This is a genomic window from Streptomyces sp. NPDC026394 (assembly GCF_055567735.1).
In genome coordinates, this window is record NZ_JBVHPX010000031.1 from 48,216 (window position 1) to 68,255 (window position 20,040).

General features: G+C 69.5%; 9 protein-coding genes. 1 reads left to right on the top strand and 8 read right to left on the bottom strand.

All coding sequences use genetic code 11. The features are described 5' to 3' along the window. Positions 1 to 53: 53 nt before the first annotated feature. From ACZ4QV_RS38490 to ACZ4QV_RS38500, 3 genes are all read right to left on the bottom strand, one after another. A complete protein-coding gene (locus tag ACZ4QV_RS38490; protein WP_467764110.1) occupies positions 54 to 2,183 on the bottom strand; it encodes a glycerophosphodiester phosphodiesterase family protein in 2,130 nt (709 codons plus the stop codon). A 126-nt stretch (positions 2,184 to 2,309) separates the two neighbouring features. Then, positions 2,310 to 5,411 (bottom strand): LamG-like jellyroll fold domain-containing protein, encoded by a 3,102-nt coding sequence (locus tag ACZ4QV_RS38495; RefSeq protein ID WP_467764111.1) that lies wholly within the window; start codon positions 5,409 to 5,411, stop codon positions 2,310 to 2,312. 1,427 nt (positions 5,412 to 6,838) lie between these two features. Next, positions 6,839 to 7,066, bottom strand: a complete 228-nt coding sequence (locus ACZ4QV_RS38500) for a hypothetical protein (protein ID WP_361155823.1) — start codon at positions 7,064 to 7,066, stop codon at positions 6,839 to 6,841. A gap of 72 nt (positions 7,067 to 7,138) precedes the next feature. Between ACZ4QV_RS38500 and ACZ4QV_RS38505 the strand changes: the two genes are divergently transcribed. Continuing rightward, on the top strand, positions 7,139 to 7,489 hold the full coding sequence (locus ACZ4QV_RS38505; RefSeq protein ID WP_467764116.1) for an AAA domain-containing protein: 351 nt from the start codon (positions 7,139 to 7,141) through the stop codon (positions 7,487 to 7,489). Here ACZ4QV_RS38505 and ACZ4QV_RS38510 read toward each other — a convergent pair. The 5 genes from ACZ4QV_RS38510 to ACZ4QV_RS38530 form a co-directional block, all read right to left on the bottom strand. Next, on the bottom strand, positions 7,428 to 7,658 hold the full coding sequence (locus ACZ4QV_RS38510; protein WP_467764118.1) for a hypothetical protein: 231 nt from the start codon (positions 7,656 to 7,658) through the stop codon (positions 7,428 to 7,430). The genes ACZ4QV_RS38505 and ACZ4QV_RS38510 overlap by 62 nt on opposite strands. 1,050 nt (positions 7,659 to 8,708) lie before the next feature. Next, positions 8,709 to 10,031 (bottom strand): class I SAM-dependent RNA methyltransferase, encoded by a 1,323-nt coding sequence (locus ACZ4QV_RS38515; protein ID WP_361155821.1) that lies wholly within the window; start codon positions 10,029 to 10,031, stop codon positions 8,709 to 8,711. A gap of 286 nt (positions 10,032 to 10,317) precedes the next feature. Next, complete coding sequence (locus ACZ4QV_RS38520; protein WP_361155820.1) at positions 10,318 to 12,369, bottom strand: APC family permease; 2,052 nt, start codon at positions 12,367 to 12,369, stop codon at positions 10,318 to 10,320. 243 nt (positions 12,370 to 12,612) lie between these two features. Continuing rightward, the gene (locus tag ACZ4QV_RS38525) at positions 12,613 to 17,520 is read right to left on the bottom strand and encodes a DNA repair ATPase (RefSeq protein ID WP_467764117.1); all 4,908 of its coding nucleotides are present in this window, start codon (positions 17,518 to 17,520) and stop codon (positions 12,613 to 12,615) included. A gap of 444 nt (positions 17,521 to 17,964) precedes the next feature. Continuing rightward, positions 17,965 to 19,974, bottom strand: a complete 2,010-nt coding sequence (locus ACZ4QV_RS38530) for a flotillin family protein (protein ID WP_361155819.1) — start codon at positions 19,972 to 19,974, stop codon at positions 17,965 to 17,967. Positions 19,975 to 20,040 lie beyond the last annotated feature (66 nt).

Below are 20,040 nucleotides of genomic sequence, written 5' to 3' on the forward strand. Positions count from 1 at the left end.
GGTCCCGGCAGGCCGACCAAGGATTCCTGCCTGCCGGAGAATGTGCCGAGGGATCACTTGGCGGCGCAGTAGCCCTGCCGCCACTTGAGGAACTCGTCCGGACGGTTGGTGATCATTCCGTCGATCCCCCACGACGTGGCCGTCTTCCAGTCGTTTTCACGGTCGACCGTCCAGACGAATGTCTCGACACCGGCCGCCCTGAGCTGGTTCACCACGCCCGGCCGGGCCGAAAGTCCCTTGAAGCCCACCGCGTACGCGCTGAGATTGAACGCGCGGGCGGTCGCCACGGGATCCGCGTCGAGCTTGGAGCGCAGCAGTGCGACCTTGAATTGGTGGGGAGAGGCGGCTGCGTGGCGCACGATGCCCTCGTCGAACGACTGCACCATGGTGCGCCCGGCCATGCCGGCTTCGGCTACGAGACCGAGTGCCCGGTCAATGTCCGCCGAGGGCTGGGGCCCCTTGAATTCCAGGAGGAGTCGTGCGGACTTGACCTTGGGCGAGGCCAGTACCTGTTCGAGCGTGGGAACACGTCCGCCGCCCTTCACGTTCAACTTGGCGATTTCCGCAGACGTGAGGTGATCGACGCGCCCCGTGCCGTCGGTCATTCTCTCCACGGTGTCGTCGTGCATGATGACGGGCTGGCCGTCCTTGGTGAACTGCACATCGGTTTCCACCCAGTCCGCGCCGTGATCGATCGCCGCATCCAGGGAGGCAACGGTGTTCTCCGGCGCGAGCTGGGGAGCGCCGCGGTGCCCGACCGTTTGTGTCGGAGAGCAGTGGGCTGTGGGGCCTTCTGCCGAGATACTGATGTCATCGATGGTGCCGGCGGCGTGCTCCTGCCAGGAGCTCTTGTAGAAGAGCCGGCCGATCTGCAGACCGCCCTTGGCCTGCCACGGGGTCGTGAACTTCGCTGTCTGCTGAAGCTGGCCGTTCACAGCCAGCGAAACCGTCTGCTGGGAAGCGTCGTACGTACCTGTCAGGTGTGTCCATTCGCCGGCCCTGGCTGCGGTATTGCTCATGGCGCGGACGATTTTGGTGTCGTCCGTGTCGGCGGCGTGACGGTTGAAGACCCACTTGTCGTACGCCTTGGAGTAGTAGATCTGGAATCCGCTGGCATGGTCACCGGCCTGCGACAGAAACGTGTAGTTCCTGTCCTTGTTGTCCAGCTTGACCCACGCCGACACCGAGAACGACTTCGCCGTGTCCACCACCGGACCAGCCGTCGCCGCATAACCCGACGTCCCGTCCAGATGCAGCGCCGTACCGACCTTGCCCGCAACCCCCAGCTCAGCACCGGCCCCGCCAACAGAAGCCACCGCACCAGCACCCATACCGCCACCCGCACGCGCCGCACCCCGACCCTCATCCAGGGCGAAGGACGCCAACTCCTGCACACCCGCAGGCACCACACCCCGCGACATGGCCGCCACATCGGCCTCAGCCACCGGCGACTGCACCACGCGCACATCATCGATCAGACCGTGCGCATACTCCTGCCACGCCCCCTTGTAAAAAAGCCGACCCAACTGCAGACCACCCGCAGCCCGCCACGGCGCCGCAAACGCCACCGACTCCTGCAACTTGCCGTCCACAAACAACGACAACGTCTGCTTGGCCGCATCAAACGAACCCGCCAGATGCGTCCACTCACCCGCCTTCGCCACATCCTTGCTCATCGCACGGACAATCTTCGTGTCATCCGCATCAGAAGCGTGACGATTGAAGACCCACTTGTCATAAGCCTTCGAGTAATACACCTGGATGCCACTGGCACGGTTACCGGCCTGCGACAAGAACGTATAGTTCCTGTCCTTGTCCTCCAGCCTGACCCACGCCGACACCGAGAACGACTTCGTCGTATCCACCACCGGACCAGCCGTCGCCGCAAACCCCGACGCCCCGTCCAGACGCAACCCGGAACCGGACTTCCCCGCGGCACCCAACTCCGCACCGCCACCCAACTCCGCGACAAACTCCCCCGGAACACCCCCCGACACACGCCCCGAACCAACACCCTCATCCAAAGAGAAGGAGGCTTTCTCGACGAGTTCGGGGGATTCCGTTGCGGAGGCCCGTGCTGCGGAGGACACACCGGGAAAGCCGCAGGTTGCGCCGGTCAGCAGGGTCGCCGCGAGGGTCGACTTCAGAAGCAGTGACCGCCTGGGTCTGCCGTGCCGTTTCATTTGTATTCCTCGCTCATCAATGATGACGCACTCAGCGAACTGCTGGCACGTATGAGAATCGGGGTCCTGCCCGGCAGGTCGTGCCGGGCAGGACCCCGATGAGATGGAGAGATGGTTCAGTAACCGCTAGCCGCTGATCCGCAGACCGTCATTGGCGGATTCCTCGGCACTGATGTGACGGTCCCAGACACGGATGTTGTCGACGGTGCCGGCGGCGTGCTCCTGCCAGGAGCTCTTGTAGAAGAGCCGGCCGATCTGCAGACCGCCCTTGGCCTGCCACGGAGATGTGAACTCGACCGATTCCTGCAGCTCGCCGTTCACGTACAGCCGCATCATCTTGGCTGTCTCGTCATACACACCGGTCACATTCGTCCACACACCTGCACGGGCCGTGTTCCTGCTCATGGCGCGGACGATTTTGGTGTCGTCCGTATCGGCGGCGTGACGGTTGAAGACCCACTTGTCGTACGCCTTGGAGTAGTAGATCTGGAACCCGCTGGCATGGTCACCGGCCTGCGACAGAAACGTGTAGTTCCTGTCCTTGTTGTCCAGCTTGACCCACGCCGACACCGAGAACGACTTCGCCGTGTCCACCACCGGACCAGCCGTCGCCGCAAACCCCGACGTCCCGTCCAGATGCAGCGCCGTACCGACCTTGCCCGCAACCCCCAGCTCAGCACCGGCCCCGCCAACAGAAGCCACCGCACCAGCCCCCATACCGCCACCCGCACGCGCCGCACCCCGACCCTCATCCAGGGCGAAGGACGCCAACTCCTGCACACCCGCAGGCACCACACCCCGCGACATGGCCGCCACATCGCCCTCAGCCACCGGCGACTGCACCACGCGCACATCATCGATCAGACCGTGCGCATACTCCTGCCACGCCCCCTTGTAAAAAAGCCGGCCCAACTGCAGACCACCCGCAGCCCGCCACGGCGCCGCAAACGCCACCGACTCCTGCAACTTGCCGTCCACAAACAACGACAACGTCTGCTTGGCCGCATCAAAAGAACCCGCCAGATGCGTCCACTCACCCGCCTTCGCCACATCCTTGCTCATCGCACGGACAATCTTCGTATCATCCGCATCAGAAGCGTGACGATTGAAGACCCACTTGTCATAAGCCTTCGAGTAATACACCTGGAAACCACTGGCACGGTTACCGGCCTGCGACAAGAACGTATAGTTCCTGTCCTTGTCCTCCAGCCTGACCCACGCCGACACCGAGAACGACTTCGTCGTATCCACCACCGGACCAGCCGTCGCCGCAAACCCCGACGCCCCGTCCAGACGCAACCCGGAACCGAACTTCCCCGCGACACCCAACTCGGCACCGCCACCCAACTCCGCGACAAACTCCCCCGGAACACCCCCCGACACACGCCCCGAACCAACACCCTCATCCAAAGAGAAGGAAGCGAGCTCCTTGAGGTATGTGGGCATATCGCCGCGGGACATGGCCGCCACATCGGCCTCGGCCACCGGCGACTGCACCGCGTGCACGCCATCGATCAGACCGTGCGCGTTCTCCTGCCAGGCCCCCTTGTAGAAGAGTCGGCCCAACTGGAGTCCGCCCTTGGCCCGCCACGGTGTCGTGAACTTCACCGACTCCTGGAGCTTGCCGTTCACGAACAGCGACAGCGTCTGGGTGTCCGCATCGTACGAACCCGCCAGATGCGTCCACTCACCCGCCTTCGCCACATCCTTGCTCATCGCACGGACAATCTTCGTATCATCCGCATCAGAAGCGTGACGATTGAAGACCCACTTGTCGTAGTGCTGCGAGTAGTAGATCTGGAATCCGCTGGCGTGGTCACCTGCCTGTGACAGAAACGTGTAGTTCTTGTTCTTGTTGTCCAGCTTGACCCACGCCGACACCGAGAACGACTTCGTCGTATCCACCACCGGACCAGCCGTCGCCGCAAACCCCGACGTCCCGTCCAGACGCAGTGCGGAACCGAACTTCCCGGCGGCACCCAACTCGGCACCGCCACCCAACTCCGCGACGACCCCACTGGAAGCGCCTCCCGACACATGCCGCGAACCAGCTCCCTCATCCAGGCTGAACCGGTCCTTGCGGCTGGAGACACCTGCGTCGAGCCATTCGGTGATGTTGTCGGTGCGAGCCGCGGTCGCGGTCTGGCTCTCGCCGGGCTGACCCAGGCAGCCTGCGTGGTCGGCGCGGCTCTGCACTGCCGTGATGCGACCGCTGCCATCGACGATCGGGCCACCGGCGTCGCCCTTGCACATCCGGCCGCCGGTCAGCTCCACCTCGGCGTCGGTGGCCTTGGCCTGAGTCGTCTTGCTTGCGTGGGGGCCACGGGGCACCCAGACGGTGTCGGAGCGGCCGTACCCGGCGGCCTCCAGCGCCGCCCCGTCAGCGGGAGCACTACTGGTGAGCGTGGCGGGGGTGATGTCGGTGACCGGGGTGGCCAATCGGGCCAGCACGACATCGCGATCGCCGCGCGGCACCAGGTAGTTGACCTTCACCGGAGCCTTACCGGCGAAAGCCGCCGTGACGCTGTCCTTCGGCGCCCCTTCGCCCAGAGCCGGCATCGCGACGGATCCACCGAGGCAGCTGGCTGCAGTGAGAATCCAACTGCTGTCGACCAGGGCCGCGCTGCAGTTCCGTCCGTCCTTGTGTCCCGGCTGGTTCACCGTGACGCGGGCCAGCCACGGGCGTACGGAATCACCGGACAGGACCGGGCCGGGCTTCCCCTGGCCGACGCTGAGTTCCAGCAGGGTGGCGGAGAGTTTGGGATCGAGTCCTTCACCGACGGACTTCCACTTGCCGGGCTCCAGGTCGACCTTCTCGACCTTCGAGCCATTGGTCCGGGGGTCGTCGGTGCGGACAGTCGCCACGACATCGCCGTCATCGGCCTTGGCGAGGTAGGCCCGCTCGATCTCCATGGACAGATATCCCGTGGCTCCGGAGACAGCAAAGCACACGTCCCCGCTGGTACGGCTGTTGATACGCACCAGACTGCCGTCAGTCTTGCAGTCAGCCAGCGTGATATTGCCGTCGCCCGACACCAGCTTCAGGCCCTTCTCGGCCAGCAGCTTGTCCCGGTCAGGGTATGCAAAATCCTCCACGAGCGAACCGGGGCCCTCCACAGGCGCTGCCTGCGCCGTTGCGGCCATCGGCCCGCCGATCCAGGCAGCCATCGCAACCGACGCTGCCAGCGTCACGGTTACCGGCCGGCCAAAGGTGTCACGCCATCTCATACACGAACTCCCAACGGTCAGACATGCCCGCACCACAATGGTTTCGAGCATGCTGAGGCTGGGCTCACGTCACGGCGAACTCATGCCGATCCCCCCTGCCACGGCCCCCAATGCCATCGGCGCGCACCGAACATATATTCCCCCGGGTAATGGAGTGTCAAGTTTTTCTAAAGGTCGCCCCAAGGTGATCTTCGGGCCGGCGCGGGCCTTGGCCGCCCACCGAGGCACTCCATCCGGCGGAGGGGTAAGGCTTGTACGGGTGGGCGACGTCGAGCATCGCCTGACGAGCGCCGTCGCCCGTGGGGTCGTCGCAATGAGCGTCATCAGAACGTGCTCGACTCGGCGAACCGAGGAGGCTTCTCGCGGGGCGTCGTAGCTACGGAGCGCCCAACTTGTAGCCAGAGTAAGGTAATCGCTCGCCAGCTCGGGCGGGCTCCCCGCCGAGCACCACAGCAACACGCCCCGGAATTCGAGAAGAAACCCCGCCTGGCTCCCGCGCACACTCCCGACCGAACTGCATGGGTCAGCCCATCGGGGAACCTGCCGCCGACGACGGCTACGTCGTCGAGGCTCTCAACGCCGGTAGCAGAGTCGCCGGTTGAGCTAAAATCAAGCCTCTCCTAGACGTCAACATCTAGCTGACACCCCGTCAGGTTTTACGTCGAGCGCGTGTCGTTCTTACGTCAAGATCCCGCCCGTAACACCACACCACACACGACGTGCACGCGCATCTCCTCGGGTCAGACGCCCTTACCCGCCCGCTCCAAGATCGCCACGCTCTCCACATGGCACGCGACCGGAAAGTCTCCAACCGGGAGGGGTTCAAGAACACTTCAGGTCCGAAGCTGTTGTGCCTCCGTATGAGCCAATCAGGCGGGCTTTGTGCGTCATACGTGCGTCACCGTCGGCAGCGCAGTTCGCGCGGCCAGGCCGGCCGCGACGCGGGACGACAAGTGCCGACACGAAGCCCCCCACGACGGCGCCACACGAGAGGCTCCGTATCCGTTCACAGCGGAAGGTCGTCCGGCAACCCGCGGAACGCCTTGAAGCGGCCCAGCGGACGCCCCTCCCCCACAAGTCGCAGCCGTCAGGGTGAGCACGGCGTCAGTGTCGTAGTCCGCCGCGAGTGCCACTTCCACCATGTCTGCGGATTGAGGTCCGGGGCGCGGTAGCGGGTGTACCGACTGCGCGGCACCCATGCGGGCCTCCCCGCTCTGTGGGACGATGACGCGGTCCCGCCGGTCGACGACCGCACTGACCGTCGCGTCGCGGCCGAGCTCACGGATGGCCACGTGGTCCAGCTCGGCGAGGAGCAGCGGAGACATCACAAGGAGCCCTGCGGCCAGGATCGCCTCGCTCGTCGCTCGGTGCTCCGGGCGCACGGATCGAGCGCAGCGAGAAGCCGGACGTATCCAGAATGACGATGCTCACGCGACGGTTCCGGCGTCGGACTCATGGTGTACGGCACCGGTGACGGAGTCCTGCGCCTCGTGCTTGCCGAGGGCGCGGCCGGAGCCCTCGCAGGCGCGCGAGAAGAGCAGCTCGTCCCAGACCCGGTTGGCCGTGACCGCGAGCCGTCCATCCCGTCCGTGCCGTCTCTGCTGTTCCGGGCCCGCCGAGCACTGATCATCGGCGACGCCATACAGCTCGAACACATTCCGGGCATCTCCCTCCAGCAGGAACACCCGGACACAGTCCGCGCAGGCTGACTCGACGTGACGGGTGGGGTGTCGGCGCGCGGCCCACACGAGACGTCCCGGTGCAACGAGGCCGAAGCGGTCGCGGCCCGCGGTTCCGTGACCGATCTCCTCGCCGGCCTTCCCGCAGAGGCCGAGATCGGGGCGGTGACGCCTTTCCGGGCCCACAAGGAGGTCCTGGAGCGGATGCTGTCGCGCGAGCGGGTGCGGGTCGGCACCGTGCACGCTTTCCAGGGCGGGCAGCGGCACGTAATGATGCTGAGCCCCGTGGTGACGGACAACTCACCGCAGGAGGCCACGCACCGGATCGCGAGCCAGGTCAATCTCTGGAACGCCGCCATCGCAGGCCCGCCACCGCGCCTACGTCGAACCCGTCGATGACGGCGGCGTCGCCAAATGGCAGGGCGGCGAGGCCCGCGGCCTCTCCTATGCCCTCGCCCGCGCCATGCGCGAGGTCCTCCTCGGCACCGATCCGGAGGTTCGCCTCACCCGCCGCGCCACCGCCACCCTCACCGACCTGCGCACCGATCGGGCTCCCCACGAGATCCATCCGGCCGACCCTCCTGGTCCGCGACACGGATGCCACCCGCTGGTGGACCCGGGCCGGCTATCGCGCCAACGCCACCCTCGCCGACCCCGTTCAGCGCCCCACCGACACCCACATCCGTCTCCGACAAGACCCCTCCCCCGCCGACTGGAAGACCGCCCGTGCCGAACTCCCCGACTCTCTCACCCTCCCCACCGTCGGCCCTCGCGCCGTCCGCGGCCTGAAGTTCTCGACCGCTCTGCCGCCCCGCACAGCCACCGCAACGCTTGCCGAACGCCTCGCCGATCTCGACGGGGCGCTCATCACCGCGCAGGGAGCGGTGCGGGTGGAATGGGGCCTCGGAAGGTGACTCCGGTCGGTGGGGCAGTCCCGCGCGCCTTATCCCGTACGGGCCTCTGGCCAAGATCACATCAGGGAGAAACGCAGACGGTGACGGGGTCAGCTGGAGCTGCCGATGAAAGGAAGCTGCCGACAGCCCTCGTCATCGCACGTCAGTACATGCACCGGAGTCCGGGACCCGCGACTCGCTCGTCGGACTCTCTTTCCGGTACAAGCAGCAGCCGAGGAAGGATGAATCACTCCTCCGCCGCTCCGGCCGTCCGCCGAGACCGCTGCCCCCACGCAGACCGCTCACCGTGTGCGCCTCGTACGAATCGAGACCCGGCGGACAACAGGTCGACGTCCGTCCGACAGACCCCAGTCAGGCCGGGCGGACTCAACTGCTCCCCGCACGGACGAACCGCTTCCGCAACGCCACGCCCCTCCGCCAGCCTCCGTCGCCCCTGAAACCTCCACCACGGCAACCGCTCAGGGATCACCGAAGAGCACGTCCCGAGCACCGGGCGACAACGTCGGCCGCAGTCGACATCCGCGAACCCGACACACCGCACGGTCCCGAACGAGGAGAACCGCGCCAGCTCTCCTCGTCCCTCCGGTCAATCGCCTCCAGGCACCCTTGACGCCCCATTCAGGACGTGCGTCCGACGTGCGTCGGGACGCCTGGAACAGGAGTCCGAAACCTCGCTCACGAATCGCATAACCCCACGCCGGAGGCTATTTTCCAGCCCGCTCCAAAATCACCACACACTCCACATGCTGCGTAACCGGAAACAGATCAAACGCCCGCATCCTCCGCGCCACATACCCCTCCCCCGCGAAGTACTTCAGATCGCGGGCCAGTGCCGCCGGGTCGCACGCCACGTACGCGATGCGTCGGGCGCTCAGGGAAGCGAGATGGGCGACCGTCTGCCGACCCGCACCCGCGCGCGGCGGGTCGAGGACGATCAGGTCCACGTCCGAGATTCCGGTGCGCGGGAGGATCTGCTCGACCTTGCCGTGTTCGATGCGGACGCGGTCGAGGTCCTGGAGGTTGTGGCGGGCGTCTTCCACCGCGCGCTTGCTGGATTCGATGCCGAGGACGGCGCCCTTTTCGCCTACGCGGTCGGCGAGGGCGCCGGCGAAGAGGCCGACGCCGCAGTAGAGGTCGAGGGCCATGTCGCCCTTCTTCGGCATCAGGCCCTGCATGACGGCTTCGACCAGGAGGTCGGCGGCCTTGGGGTGGACCTGCCAGAAGCCGCTGTTGCCGACGCGCCAGGTGCGGTCGGCGGCGCGTTCGCGGACGAAGGGGCGGCCGTGGACGCGGTGGATGCCGCCGTCCTTCTCGTGGACGCGGAGGACCGAGACGGGCTTGTCGAGTTCGACGATGGGGAGGCGGCCGCCGGGGCGGGGGGTCAGGACGACCTGGCGGTCGTTGGAGCCGGTGGCGGCGATGGCCTCGACGGTGGCGATCTGGGGCCAGTCGCGCTTCTCGATGCCGAGTTCCGAGACGCCGGGGGCGGCGATCAGGCAGTGGTCGACGGGCTGGATGTCGTGGGAGCGGTGCTTGCGGAGGCCCACGCGACCCTCGGCGTCGATGGCGTACTGGACGCGGGTGCGCCAGGCCGGGACCTCGCCCTTGGGGACCTTGTCGCCGGGGGCCGGTTCGACGGTGCCGTCCCAGCGGGCCTCCTCGGGGGTGAGGCCGGCCAGGCGGGAGAGCTGCTCGGTGATCACTTCGGCCTTCAGGCGGCGCTGGGCGCCGGGGGCGGCGTGCTGCCAGTCGCAGCCGCCGCACTTGCCGGGGCCGGAGAAGGGGCAGGGGGCTTCGACGCGGTCCTTGGACGGGGTGAGGATCTCGACGGCGTCGGTGCGGAGGAAGCGGGCGCCTTCCTCGCCGTCGGTGACGCGGGCGATGACGCGTTCGCCGGGGAGGGCGTGCCGGACGAAGAGGACCTGGCCTTCGTCCGTACGGGCGATGCAGTGGCCGCCGTGCGCGACGGGGCCGACCTCGACCTCGTACTCCTCGCCTACCAGCGACTTCTTGGGTTCTGTCTGCATGGTGGGGGAGCTCCTGGAGAGGTGGGGCGAGAGTCAGGGGGCGCCGCTCACCGTGGTGCGGTGGGCCGGACGCCGACCGACAAGTCTACGGTGCGAGGTGCCGGGACCCGAACCCGCCGGACGGGGTGAGATGCGGGGACCCGAACCCACCGGACGGTGCGAGGTGCCGGGACCCGAACCCACCGGACGGTGCGAGGGACCGGGACCCGAACCCACCGGACGACACGGGCCCGGACCCACCACATGGCAGGTCCGGGCCCGAAGGAACAGAGGAGCAACGGCGTCCCTACTTGCGCGTGGCCGCCTTCTCCTTCTTCGGCTGGGCCACCGGGCCCCGGCGTACCGCCCCCGGCGCGTTCCATTCGGCGCGCTTGCGGGCGCGGCGCTTGGCGGCTTCGGAGGAGTCGAGCTGCCAGGGGACGGAGGTGACCATGACGCCGGGCGTGAAGAGCAGGCGGCCCTTCAGGCGCAGGGCGCTCTGGTTGTGGAGGAGGTGTTCGTACCAGTGGCCGACGACGTACTCCGGGATGTAGACGGAGACGGCGTCGCGCGGGCTCTCCCGGCGCAGGGACTTGACGTAGTCGATGATCGGGCGGGTGATCTCGCGGTAGGGGGAGGCGAGGACCTTCAGGGGGACGTCGATGTTGCGGCGTTCCCACTCCGTCTTGAGGGCCTTGGTCTCGGCGGGGTCGACGTCGACGCTGACCGCCTCCAGGGTGCCGGAGCGCATCAGCTTGGCGTAGCTCAGGGCGCGCAGGGTGGGCTTGTGGACCTTGGAGACGAGGACGACGGAGTGCACACGGGAAGGCCGTACCGCCTCGTCGCCGGGGGCGTCCTCGGCGGCGATCTCCTCGGCGACCCGGTCGTAGTGGCGGCGGATGGCGGTCATGGTGACGTAGAAGATGACCATGCCGAGGACGGCGACCCAGGCGCCGTGGCTGAACTTCGTCAGCAGGACGACGACGAGCACCAGGCCGGTGAGGGTGGCGCCGAAGGCGTTGATCGCCCGGGAGCGGTGCATCCGGCGGCGCTTGGCCGGGTCCTTCTCGGTCCGCAGGTGGCGGTTCCAGTGGCGGACCATGCCGACCTGGCTGAGCGTGAAGGAGACGAAGACGCCGACGATGTAGAGCTGGATCAGGCGGGTGGAGTCCGCGCCGTAGATGTAGACGAGGACGATGGCCGCGCCGGCGAGCAGCACGATGCCGTTGGAGAAGGCCAGCCGGTCGCCGCGGGTGTGCAGCTGGCGCGGCAGGTAGCGGTCCTGCGCGAGGATCGAGCCGAGCAGCGGGAAGCCGTTGTACGCGGTGTTCGCGGCGAGGAAGAGGACCAGGGCGGTGGCGGCGGCGAGTACGACGAAGAAGAACGTGCCGTCACCGAAGACCGCGGCGGCGACCTGGGAGATGACCGGGTTCTGGGTGTAGCCGGAGCCGACCGGGACGCCGTTGTGCAGGAGATCCTTGGCCGGGGTCTCCGCCATCTTCACGTCGGTGGCCATGGCCAGGCCGATGATGCCGCAGAACATGGTGACGGCCAGGCCGCCCATGAGGGCCAGGGTGGTGGCGGCGTTCTTCGACTTGGGCTTGCGGAAGGCGGGGACGCCGTTGGAGATCGCCTCGACGCCGGTGAGCGCGGCGCAGCCGGAGGAGAACGCGCGCAGCAGGAGGAAGACGAGGGCGAAGCCGGCCAGGCCGCCCTGTTCGGCGTGGATGGTGAAGTCGGCGGTGGGCGCCTTCATGGTGTCGCCCATGATCGCGCCGCGCACCACACCCCAAATGATCATGATGAAGACGCCGGCGACGAAGATGTACGTCGGAATCGCGAAGAGTTTGCCGGACTCCTTGACGCCGCGCAGGTTCATCACCGTCAGCAGCGCGATCATGACGATGGCGCAGAGCGTTTTGTGCTCGGTCACGAAGGGGATCGCCGAGCCGAGGTTTTCCACTCCGGAGGAGATGGAGACGGCGACGGTCAGCACATAGTCGACCAGCAGGGCGCTGGCGACGGTGAGCCCGGCCTTGGGTCCGAGGTTGGTGTTGGCGACCTCGTAGTCGCCGCCGCCGCTCGGATAGGCGTGCACATTCTGCCGGTAGGACGCCACGACCGTGAACATCAGCACCACGACCGCGACCGCGATCCACGGGCTGAAGTGGTACGCCGACACACCCGCGACGGACAGGACGAGCAGCACCTCGCCCGGGGCATAGGCCACGGAGGAGAGCGGGTCGGAGGCGAACACGGGGAGCGCGATGCGCTTGGGGAGCAGGGTCTCGCCGAGCTTGTCGCTGCGCAATGCGCGCCCGATAAGGATCCGTTTGGGCACGTCGGTCAGTTTGGACACGCAGAGGATGCTAAGCCTTCGTCAAGGTGGTCGCCCACCCGCCACCCGTGCGGGCGGCGGCGATGGGTCCGTATGCCGGGACCGTATTCCACGGCCGCGGCGGCCACCAGCGCTTTCATCGTCCCTGCACAACGCGGACCGACACTCTGCGCCCCCTTCTTCTTCTCTACGACTTCTTAACGCCACGGCTTTTCCATGACTTCGTAAAGGCCGCCGTCCGGCGCCTCGGATTTCTACGCTTTCTTAACGGCCGGGAAGCGTCAGGGGCCGGGCCTGCGACGCGGCCCCGGCGCCTTCCCGGCCCTCCCGCGATCTCCACATCTCTTTCACCTCCGCCCAGCGCCGCGCCTGCTCGGAGGTGAGGCGGCCGCGCAGTTCGGCCAGCTTCAGGAGATTGGCCTCGGCACCGGTGGTGAGGGTCTGGGCCTCGCCCCGGTAGTGATCGTCGATGAGCGACGCCAGCTCCGTGTCGTTCATCACGGGGACCAGGCGCGCCGCCATCTTGCCGGTGTTGCGGTACGAGCCCTGGAGGAGGAACGGCGGCTCGGTGCGGGTGGCGTCCGCCTGTGCGGCGGAGGTGATGTAGGCACGGTTGACGGTCAGCGCCACCTCGCGGACCTGGAGCAGGCCGCGCAGTACGGAGACGATCTCGCGCAGTTCGGCCGTGCCGTAGGGGTGGGCGAGCCGGTCGGCGCGTACGGAGTCGTCGCCCTCGGCCATCCGGACCAGCAGCCCGAGGTCGGCGCGGTCGCGGGCGGCGAGCGGGGCGAGGACCGGGTTGGCCGGCAGCGCGTTCTCGATGTGGGAGTGGGCGAAGAGCGCTTCCTTGCCGCTCAGGACGTCGCCGAGGTTCCAGACGTCGGCGCGGTTGGCGAGCATGTCCGGCAGCCGGAAGCGCCGACCCGACTCGGTGTACGGGTTGCCCGCCATGCACACCGCGAAGCGCTTGCCGCGCAGGTCGTACGTACGGGCCTCGCCGTCCCGGACGCCGTCCATCCGCCGCTGGGCGTCGCACAGCGGGATGAACTTCTGGAGGAGTTCCGGCGAGGTGTGCTGGATGTCGTCGAGGTAGAGGAGAACGTTGCTGCCCGCCTCCAGTGCGAAGGAGATCTTCTCGACCTCGCGGCGGGCGGCGGCGTCGGGGGCCGCGGCGGGGTCGAGGGAGGTGGTGCGGTGTCCGAGGGCCGGGCCGTCCACCTTCACCAGGAGGAGGCCGAGGCGGGCCGCCACGTACTCCATGAGCGTCGTCTTGCCGTACCCCGGCGGCGACAGCAGCAGGAGCAGGCCCTGGCTGTCGGTGCGGCGCCGCTCCCCCGCCGCGCCCAGCTGTTTGGCGAAGTTGTCGCCGATCAGCGGCAGGTAGACCTCGTCGATGAGGCGGTTGCGGACGAAGCCGGACATGACCTGGGGGCGGTACGTGTCCAGGCGGAGCCGGTCGCGTTCGGCGGTGAGGAGTTCGGTGCGGCGCCGGGTGTAGGCGCGGTGCGCCGGTACGCGGGTGCGGCGGAACGTTTCGGTCCGGGCGAGCAGCTCGTCCAGCCGTACCGGGAGGGTGCCGCCGGCGGCGATCAGCGGATGGCTGCCGAGCAGGCCGCGCACGGCGTCGCCGGTGGGCGCGGTCAGCTCCCTGCGGTCCAGGGCCGGGCCGCAGACCTCGATCGCGACGGCTTCGGGCAGCGCGTCCGCGGCGGCGCCGCGCGCCTCGGCGTACGCGCCGAGCCAGCCGGTGACGAGCTGGAGGCGGGCGGCCAGGTCGCCGTCGAGAGCGCGCAGGTCCTCGGCGAGTTCCTTGACGGCTGGTGCGTCGGGGCCGCCGAGGGCGTCCTGGAATCCGGCCAGCAGGTCGCGTGCGGCGGCGCTGGTGGCGAAGCGGGGGCGGCCGGCGGTGGCTGATTCGGCCAGTTCGGCCAGGAGGTAGTCGCCGAGGGGGGACGACGGATCAGCCGCCTCCCCGGCCGACACTTCCCAGGCCGTTTGCTCCCCCGCCTCCCTCAGGAACCTGTACGCCGCCCCGCCCAGCTCGGCGGAGAGCGCCCTCCACCCCGGAGGTGTTCCGAACACCGACCGGGCGCGCGCGAGGGAGCAGGCGCGGGTGGTCCACAGCGCGCGGGCGCGGTCGTCGGTGCCGTACGCCCAGAAGAGCTGGGCGGCGGCGCGCAGGTGCGGCGGGTAGCGGAGCGGACCGGCGGCGGTGTGCAGGCGCAGGAGCACGGCGAGGATCGCGGCGGCGTCGTGGTCGTGGACGCCCCGGTCGTACCCCTCGTCGTAGCGGGTCTCGGCCACCTGGCGGACGAGCGGGAGGAGCGTGTCGGTGGCGGCTGCCTCCCGGAGCGCGGCGAGGTCCGGAACCGGCGCGTCGGCCTCCCGTGGGCCCGCGCCTTCCTCCGCCCCCGCCAGGATCAGCCCCGCCAGGTGCTCCGCCCGGTAGACCTCCGGTGATTCGGAGACCAGCGGCTGGTCCCAGAAGGCGCGGTGGGCCAGCAGCCGCGCGTCGTGGACGGGGGCGCGGTAGTCGGTGCCGGTGACGGCGTACGCGAGACGGTCGCCGTGCGGGACCAGGGTGAGGTCGACGGGCTGGGTGTTGACGACGAAGCGGTGGCGGCCGAACCGGATGGTGCCGCTGGTGTCGTACAGGTCGGTGCGGTCGCGCAGGGCCCGGGCCGCTTCCTGGCGGGCGGCGCGCAGGCGCCCGTCGAGTTCGTCGGCGCGGACGCCGTCGCCGAGGTCGCGCAGTTCGCCGGTGATGGTGTGGATCTTCGTGACGAGCGGGTCGGCGGCGAAGAAGGCGTTGATCTCGTCGGAGGTGGTGAGGGTGGCGGCCCGGCGGACGACGGTGGCGAGGACGCGTCCGGCGGATCCGGCGAGCCGGTCGGTGTGCCGGGCACGTGCGTCGAGCTGGGCCTGTTTGCGTGCGGAGAACGCCTCGTGGATCTCCTCGCGCTGGGCGGCGATCCGCTCCAGGTGGGCGTCGGACGTGCCGAAGCGCGCTTCGAGGTTCTCCAGTTGCAGGAGGAGGCGGCCGAGTTCGTCGTCGCACTCCTCGGGGGTGCCGGCCGCGGCCAGTGCCCCCGAGACGGCCTGCCCGAGCAGCGCGAACCGGGCCGCGAACTCCTCGCGCCCCTCGGCTTCGAGCAGGTCGCGGCGCCGGGCGTCCAGGGTGGCGCGGGCACGGTTGACGGCGCCGAGCACCTCGCCCGCGCGGGTCAGGACGGCGGTCCGTACGGTCGTGTCCGCGAGGTCGAGGGTGCCGACGACCTCGGTGACGACGCGCAGTCCTTCGGCCTGTTCGTCGATGCGTGCGGCGAGCGGTTCGGCGTCGGCGGCGGTGGCCACCGCCGCGGCTTCCTCGGTCAGGGCCTCGACGGCGCGGTGGGTGGCGGTGAAGGCGTCCGCGCCGCTGAGGAAGGCGATGGCCCGGCGGCCGGCGGCGGCCAGGCCGTCGGTGACGCCCGCGGAGAGTTCCGCGAGGCGGTCCAGGTCGATGTGGCGGGTCTCCCGCAGGGTCTCCAGGCGGCCCTGGGCGTGGCGGAGAGCGGTGAGGTTGCGGACCCAGGCTTCGGCGGTCGTGGGCTGCTCGCCGCGGATCCGCCGGACCAGTGCGGCGGTGCCGTCCGCGGCCTCCTCCAGGGCGGCGGCGGCCCGGCGGCGCAGTTCGGTGACGCGGGCGAACTCCTCGACGACCTGGAGGGCGGCGGCCCGTACGGCTTCCAGGGGCTCGCCGAGCGCACCGAGTCCGGCCTCGTCCAGCCAGTGATGACGGTCCGCGACCCGGGCGGCCGCGGCGGCGATGGCCTCGAACACCGGGCCCGCGGGGGCCATGTCGGTGGCCATCCGGGCGACCGACAGCGCGTCGGACACGCCGCGTACCAGTTCGGCGTTGCCGATCCGGGCCAGCGGGCCGCCGTCGCCGGCCGGCTGGGCCGCGGCGTGCGCGTCGGAGGTGAAGGGGGTGCGCCAGATCTGGACGGGGTGGACGCGGCCGGGCTCGCGGGAGCCGCGCAGTACGGCCAGGGTGCCGTCGCCGAGGAGCGCGTGGCCGTACGCGGTCAGCGGGGTGGCGGCCTCCTCGCGGACGATGTTGTACGGGAGGAGCAGGGTGCGGCCTTCGGCGCGGTCGTGGAACGCGTAGAGGACGTCCTCGCCGTTCGGGGAGCGGTGTTCACGGTCGAAGGCGAGACCGGTGGTGTCGGTGTCGAAGGTTCTGGCGGTGCCGGTGGTGAGGTAGTGGCCGCCGGGGAAGACGATGCCCTGGTCCTCGGGCAGCGCGCGGCACGCCTGTCCGATCGCGTCGATCCGGCGCACGTCGTGGGTGCGGGTGTTGAAGACCAGGTACCGGTCGGCGGTCTCCTTGTACGGGCGGACGCGCAGCAGGACCAGCGGTCCGACCCGGGCGTGCGCGACCTCGGCGTCGGCGAGGGACTGCAGGGGCTCGTCCACCGGCTCGGAGTAAAGACCGTCGTCCGTCTCCGTGTCCGGCTCGGTCTTCAGGGTGAGCGAGCCGCCGGCGGTCGAGAGGAAGACCTCGCCCTGGACGGACAGTTGCGGGTAGCGGCCGCTCACCTGGTCCTCGCGGGTGGCGGGGGTCCACGTGAAGTCGTGGGAGGGCGGGGCGGTGTGGTCGCGTTCGCCCTTGGCGTCCAGGTAGACGGGCGTGCCGTGCTCCGCCGTTCCGCCGGACGCGGTGATCTTCCAGCGCAGTACGCGGATGTCGTCGAGCCGCTCGCCGGTACGGAAGACGGCGAGCAGCAGGGCGCCGGTGCGGTACAGCCGCAGCAGCCGGGCCTGGCGGTAGTAGCGGTACAGCTCCTCGAAGTCCCGCTGGAAGCGCGGGTCGTCGAGGAGGCCGGGCACGGCGTCGGGGTCCGCCGGTTCGAGGCGTACGGCGTCGCCGGTGGTGTGCAGGCGGTGCAGGGCGAAGACGTCCGCGACGGTGGTCGCGGGCGCGCCGGGCTCCGGACGGCCGTTGCGGCCGGTCAGCAGCAGGCCGCCGACCTGCGCGGCGTCCCGGATCACACAGGCGTCGGCGGTGCGCAGGCCGTCGGTGCCGAGCAGGGCGAGTTCCGTGCCGCCGAAGGTTTCGACGCGGCGGGCGTTGAGGGTACGGGCCCGCTCGGCGAGGTCGGCGGCGGCGCCCGCGAGGCGGTCGCGCAGCAGCTCGTACGTGCCGTCCGCGAGGTCGGTGCCGGGGGCGGGGTCCGCGCCGGAGGCGGAGCCGGTGCCGGAGACGGGGCCGGTGCCGGAGGGAGTGGTGGACCGGGACGACGCGTCCTCGGGGCCGGGGCCGGGGCCCTGTCCGTCCTGTCCGTCGCGGGTGCCTGTCTCCGTCACGAGGTCGTCCTGCACGCGATGCGTCTCCTGTCCCTGCACGCGGGCCGTCTCCCGGCCCGCACGGCCCCGCGCCCGCCTGCGCGCGCTTGCCGGCCATCGGCTGTCACGTTTTCGTCGATGGCTGCGTACGGGGTCCGCCCGTACGCAGCCGACGGTTGCAGACGGGGTCCGTCCCGTATGCAACCGAGTTGCCCGCGGCGGCCGGACCGCGAGGCAGTGCATCCCCCCGGAAGCACTCCCCCGCGGCCCGTACCGCCCGGCCGGCGGCTACTTCGCCGCCACCGCCGCACCGTTGGCCGGCGACGGAGCCGCGACCACCTCGGCGATCCGGGTGTCCGCCAGGCCGTCGGCGTGTGCGGCGTCCAGCAGCCTCTGGAGCTGCCCGGACTGCGGGCCGCCCCGGTCGATGAGCTTGGTCAGGGCTCCCGCCAGGGTCAGGTCGCGCAGCCCGGCCGCGCCGAGACCGCCGAGCATCGTGGTCAGGTCCTTGGTGAAGGTGGACCCGTTCTTGTCCAGCCACGGGCCGGCGGCCGTGCGGACCGTCTCGGAGCGCTCGACCAGCGCGTCCAGGCCCTTGGCGGCGCCGATCGAGCCGGCCAGCCGGTCGAAGAAGACGCTCTCCCCGCCGACGATGTCGATCTTCGCGTTCTCCAGGCCGGTGGCCAGCACCTTCGCCTGCACCTCGGCGATCTGCCGCTGGGCGTCCAGGCCCGCGAGGCGGACCTCCTTGTCGGCCGCCACGCGCAGCCGGTACTCCTCGTGCTCCCGGCTCGCCGCGTCCAGCGCCGCCATCGCCGCGGCCTTCTCGGTGAGTCCGGCCGCCTCGGCCTTGAGCAGCGCCTCGGCCGCCGCCGCATCGGCGCGGCCGGACTTCTCGACGGCAGCCGCGTTCATCTCCCGCACCTTGACCTCGGCCAGTCCGGCGGCCGCCGCCTCGGCCTGGGTGCCCTCGGCGAGCCGGATCTTGGCCTGCGCGTCCAGGTCGGCGGCCTTGCGCCGGCCCTCGGCCAGCGTCAGCGCCTCGGCGGCACGGTGAGCCGCCGACTGCTCGGCGGCCTCGGCCGCCTTGATGTCCTTGACCAGCCGCTGCTGTGCCTCGGCCTCGGCGCGGATGATCATCGACTGGCGCTCCCGCTCGGCCTCCTCGACCGTACGGAGCTTCTTGATCTCCTCCTCCTGGGCGGCGACGGTCTTCTCGACCGCGATCCGCTCCCGTACGACGTCCGCGATCTCCCGCTTCTCGGCCTCGACCTCCTTGTCGGCGGCGATCCGGGTCAACTGGGTCTCCCGCTCGCGGGCGATGACCTCCAGGAGGCGGTCCTTCTCGATGCGCTCGTTCTCGATGGCGATGACGCGTTCGCGGTTCTTCTGCGCCACCGCGATCTCCCGTTCGCGGTTCTCGTTCTGGACGCCGAGCGCCTCTTCGGTCTTCAGGTGGGCGGAGTGCGAGCGCAGCCGCTCCTCGGCCTGGACGCGGGCCGTCTCGGCCTCTTCCTTGGCGCGTACGGTGGCGATCTCGCGCTGCTGGCGGATCTCCGCGTCGGCCTGCCGGCGTTCCAGCTCCAGGACGGCCTCCCGGGCGTCGACGTTCTGCCGGGTGATCTCCTTCTCCTCGTTGCGCCGGTACTCGTTGGTGCGGACGTGTTCGATCGCGGTCAGCTCGGTGATCTTGCGGATGCCCTGCGCGTCGAGGATGTTGGCGGAGTCGAGCTGCTCCAGCGGGGTCTGCTCCAGGTAGTCGATCGCCGCGTCCTCCAGGCTGTAGCCGTTGAGGTCGGTGCCGATGACGGCGATGATCCGGTCCCGGAACTCGTCGCGCTTGGTGTAGAGGTCCTGGAAGTCGAGCTGCTTGCCGACGGTCTTGAGGGCCTCGGAGAACTTGGCGTTGAACAGCTCCTGGAGCGTGCCGACGTCGCTGGCGCGCTCGGTGCCGATGGCCTGGGCGACCTTCACCACGTCCTCGCGGGTCTTGTTGACCCGTACGAAGAACGCGATGCGGATGTCGGCGCGGATGTTGTCCCGGCAGATCAGGCCCTCGTGGCCGGTGCGGCCGATCTCGATGGTCTTCACCGAGATGTCCATCACCTCGGCCTTGTGCAGCACCGGCAGCACCACCGAGCCGGTGAAGGTCACATCGACCTTGCGGTACTTGGAGACGATCAGGGCCTGGCCCTGGTGGACCTTGCGGTAGAGGCGGGTGAGGGCGAGGACCGTGACGAGCACGATCAGTACGGCCACGGCGACGGTCACGCCGATTCCTACGGTGATGGCATCCATCGGTACATCAGTCCCTGCGATGTGTCGGGCAGTCGACGGGCGCGGGGGGCGGCTTCGGGGCCGCGG

Coding starts and splice junctions, on each gene's coding strand:
- ACZ4QV_RS38490 (WP_467764110.1), bottom strand. CDS start 2,183: ATGAAACGGCACGGCAGACCCAGGCGGTCACTGCTTCTGAAGTCGACC.
- ACZ4QV_RS38495 (WP_467764111.1), bottom strand. CDS start 5,411: ATGAGATGGCGTGACACCTTTGGCCGGCCGGTAACCGTGACGCTGGCA.
- ACZ4QV_RS38510 (WP_467764118.1), bottom strand. CDS start 7,658: ATGGATCTCGTGGGGAGCCCGATCGGTGCGCAGGTCGGTGAGGGTGGC.
- ACZ4QV_RS38515 (WP_361155821.1), bottom strand. CDS start 10,031: ATGCAGACAGAACCCAAGAAGTCGCTGGTAGGCGAGGAGTACGAGGTC.
- ACZ4QV_RS38530 (WP_361155819.1), bottom strand. CDS start 19,974: ATGGATGCCATCACCGTAGGAATCGGCGTGACCGTCGCCGTGGCCGTA.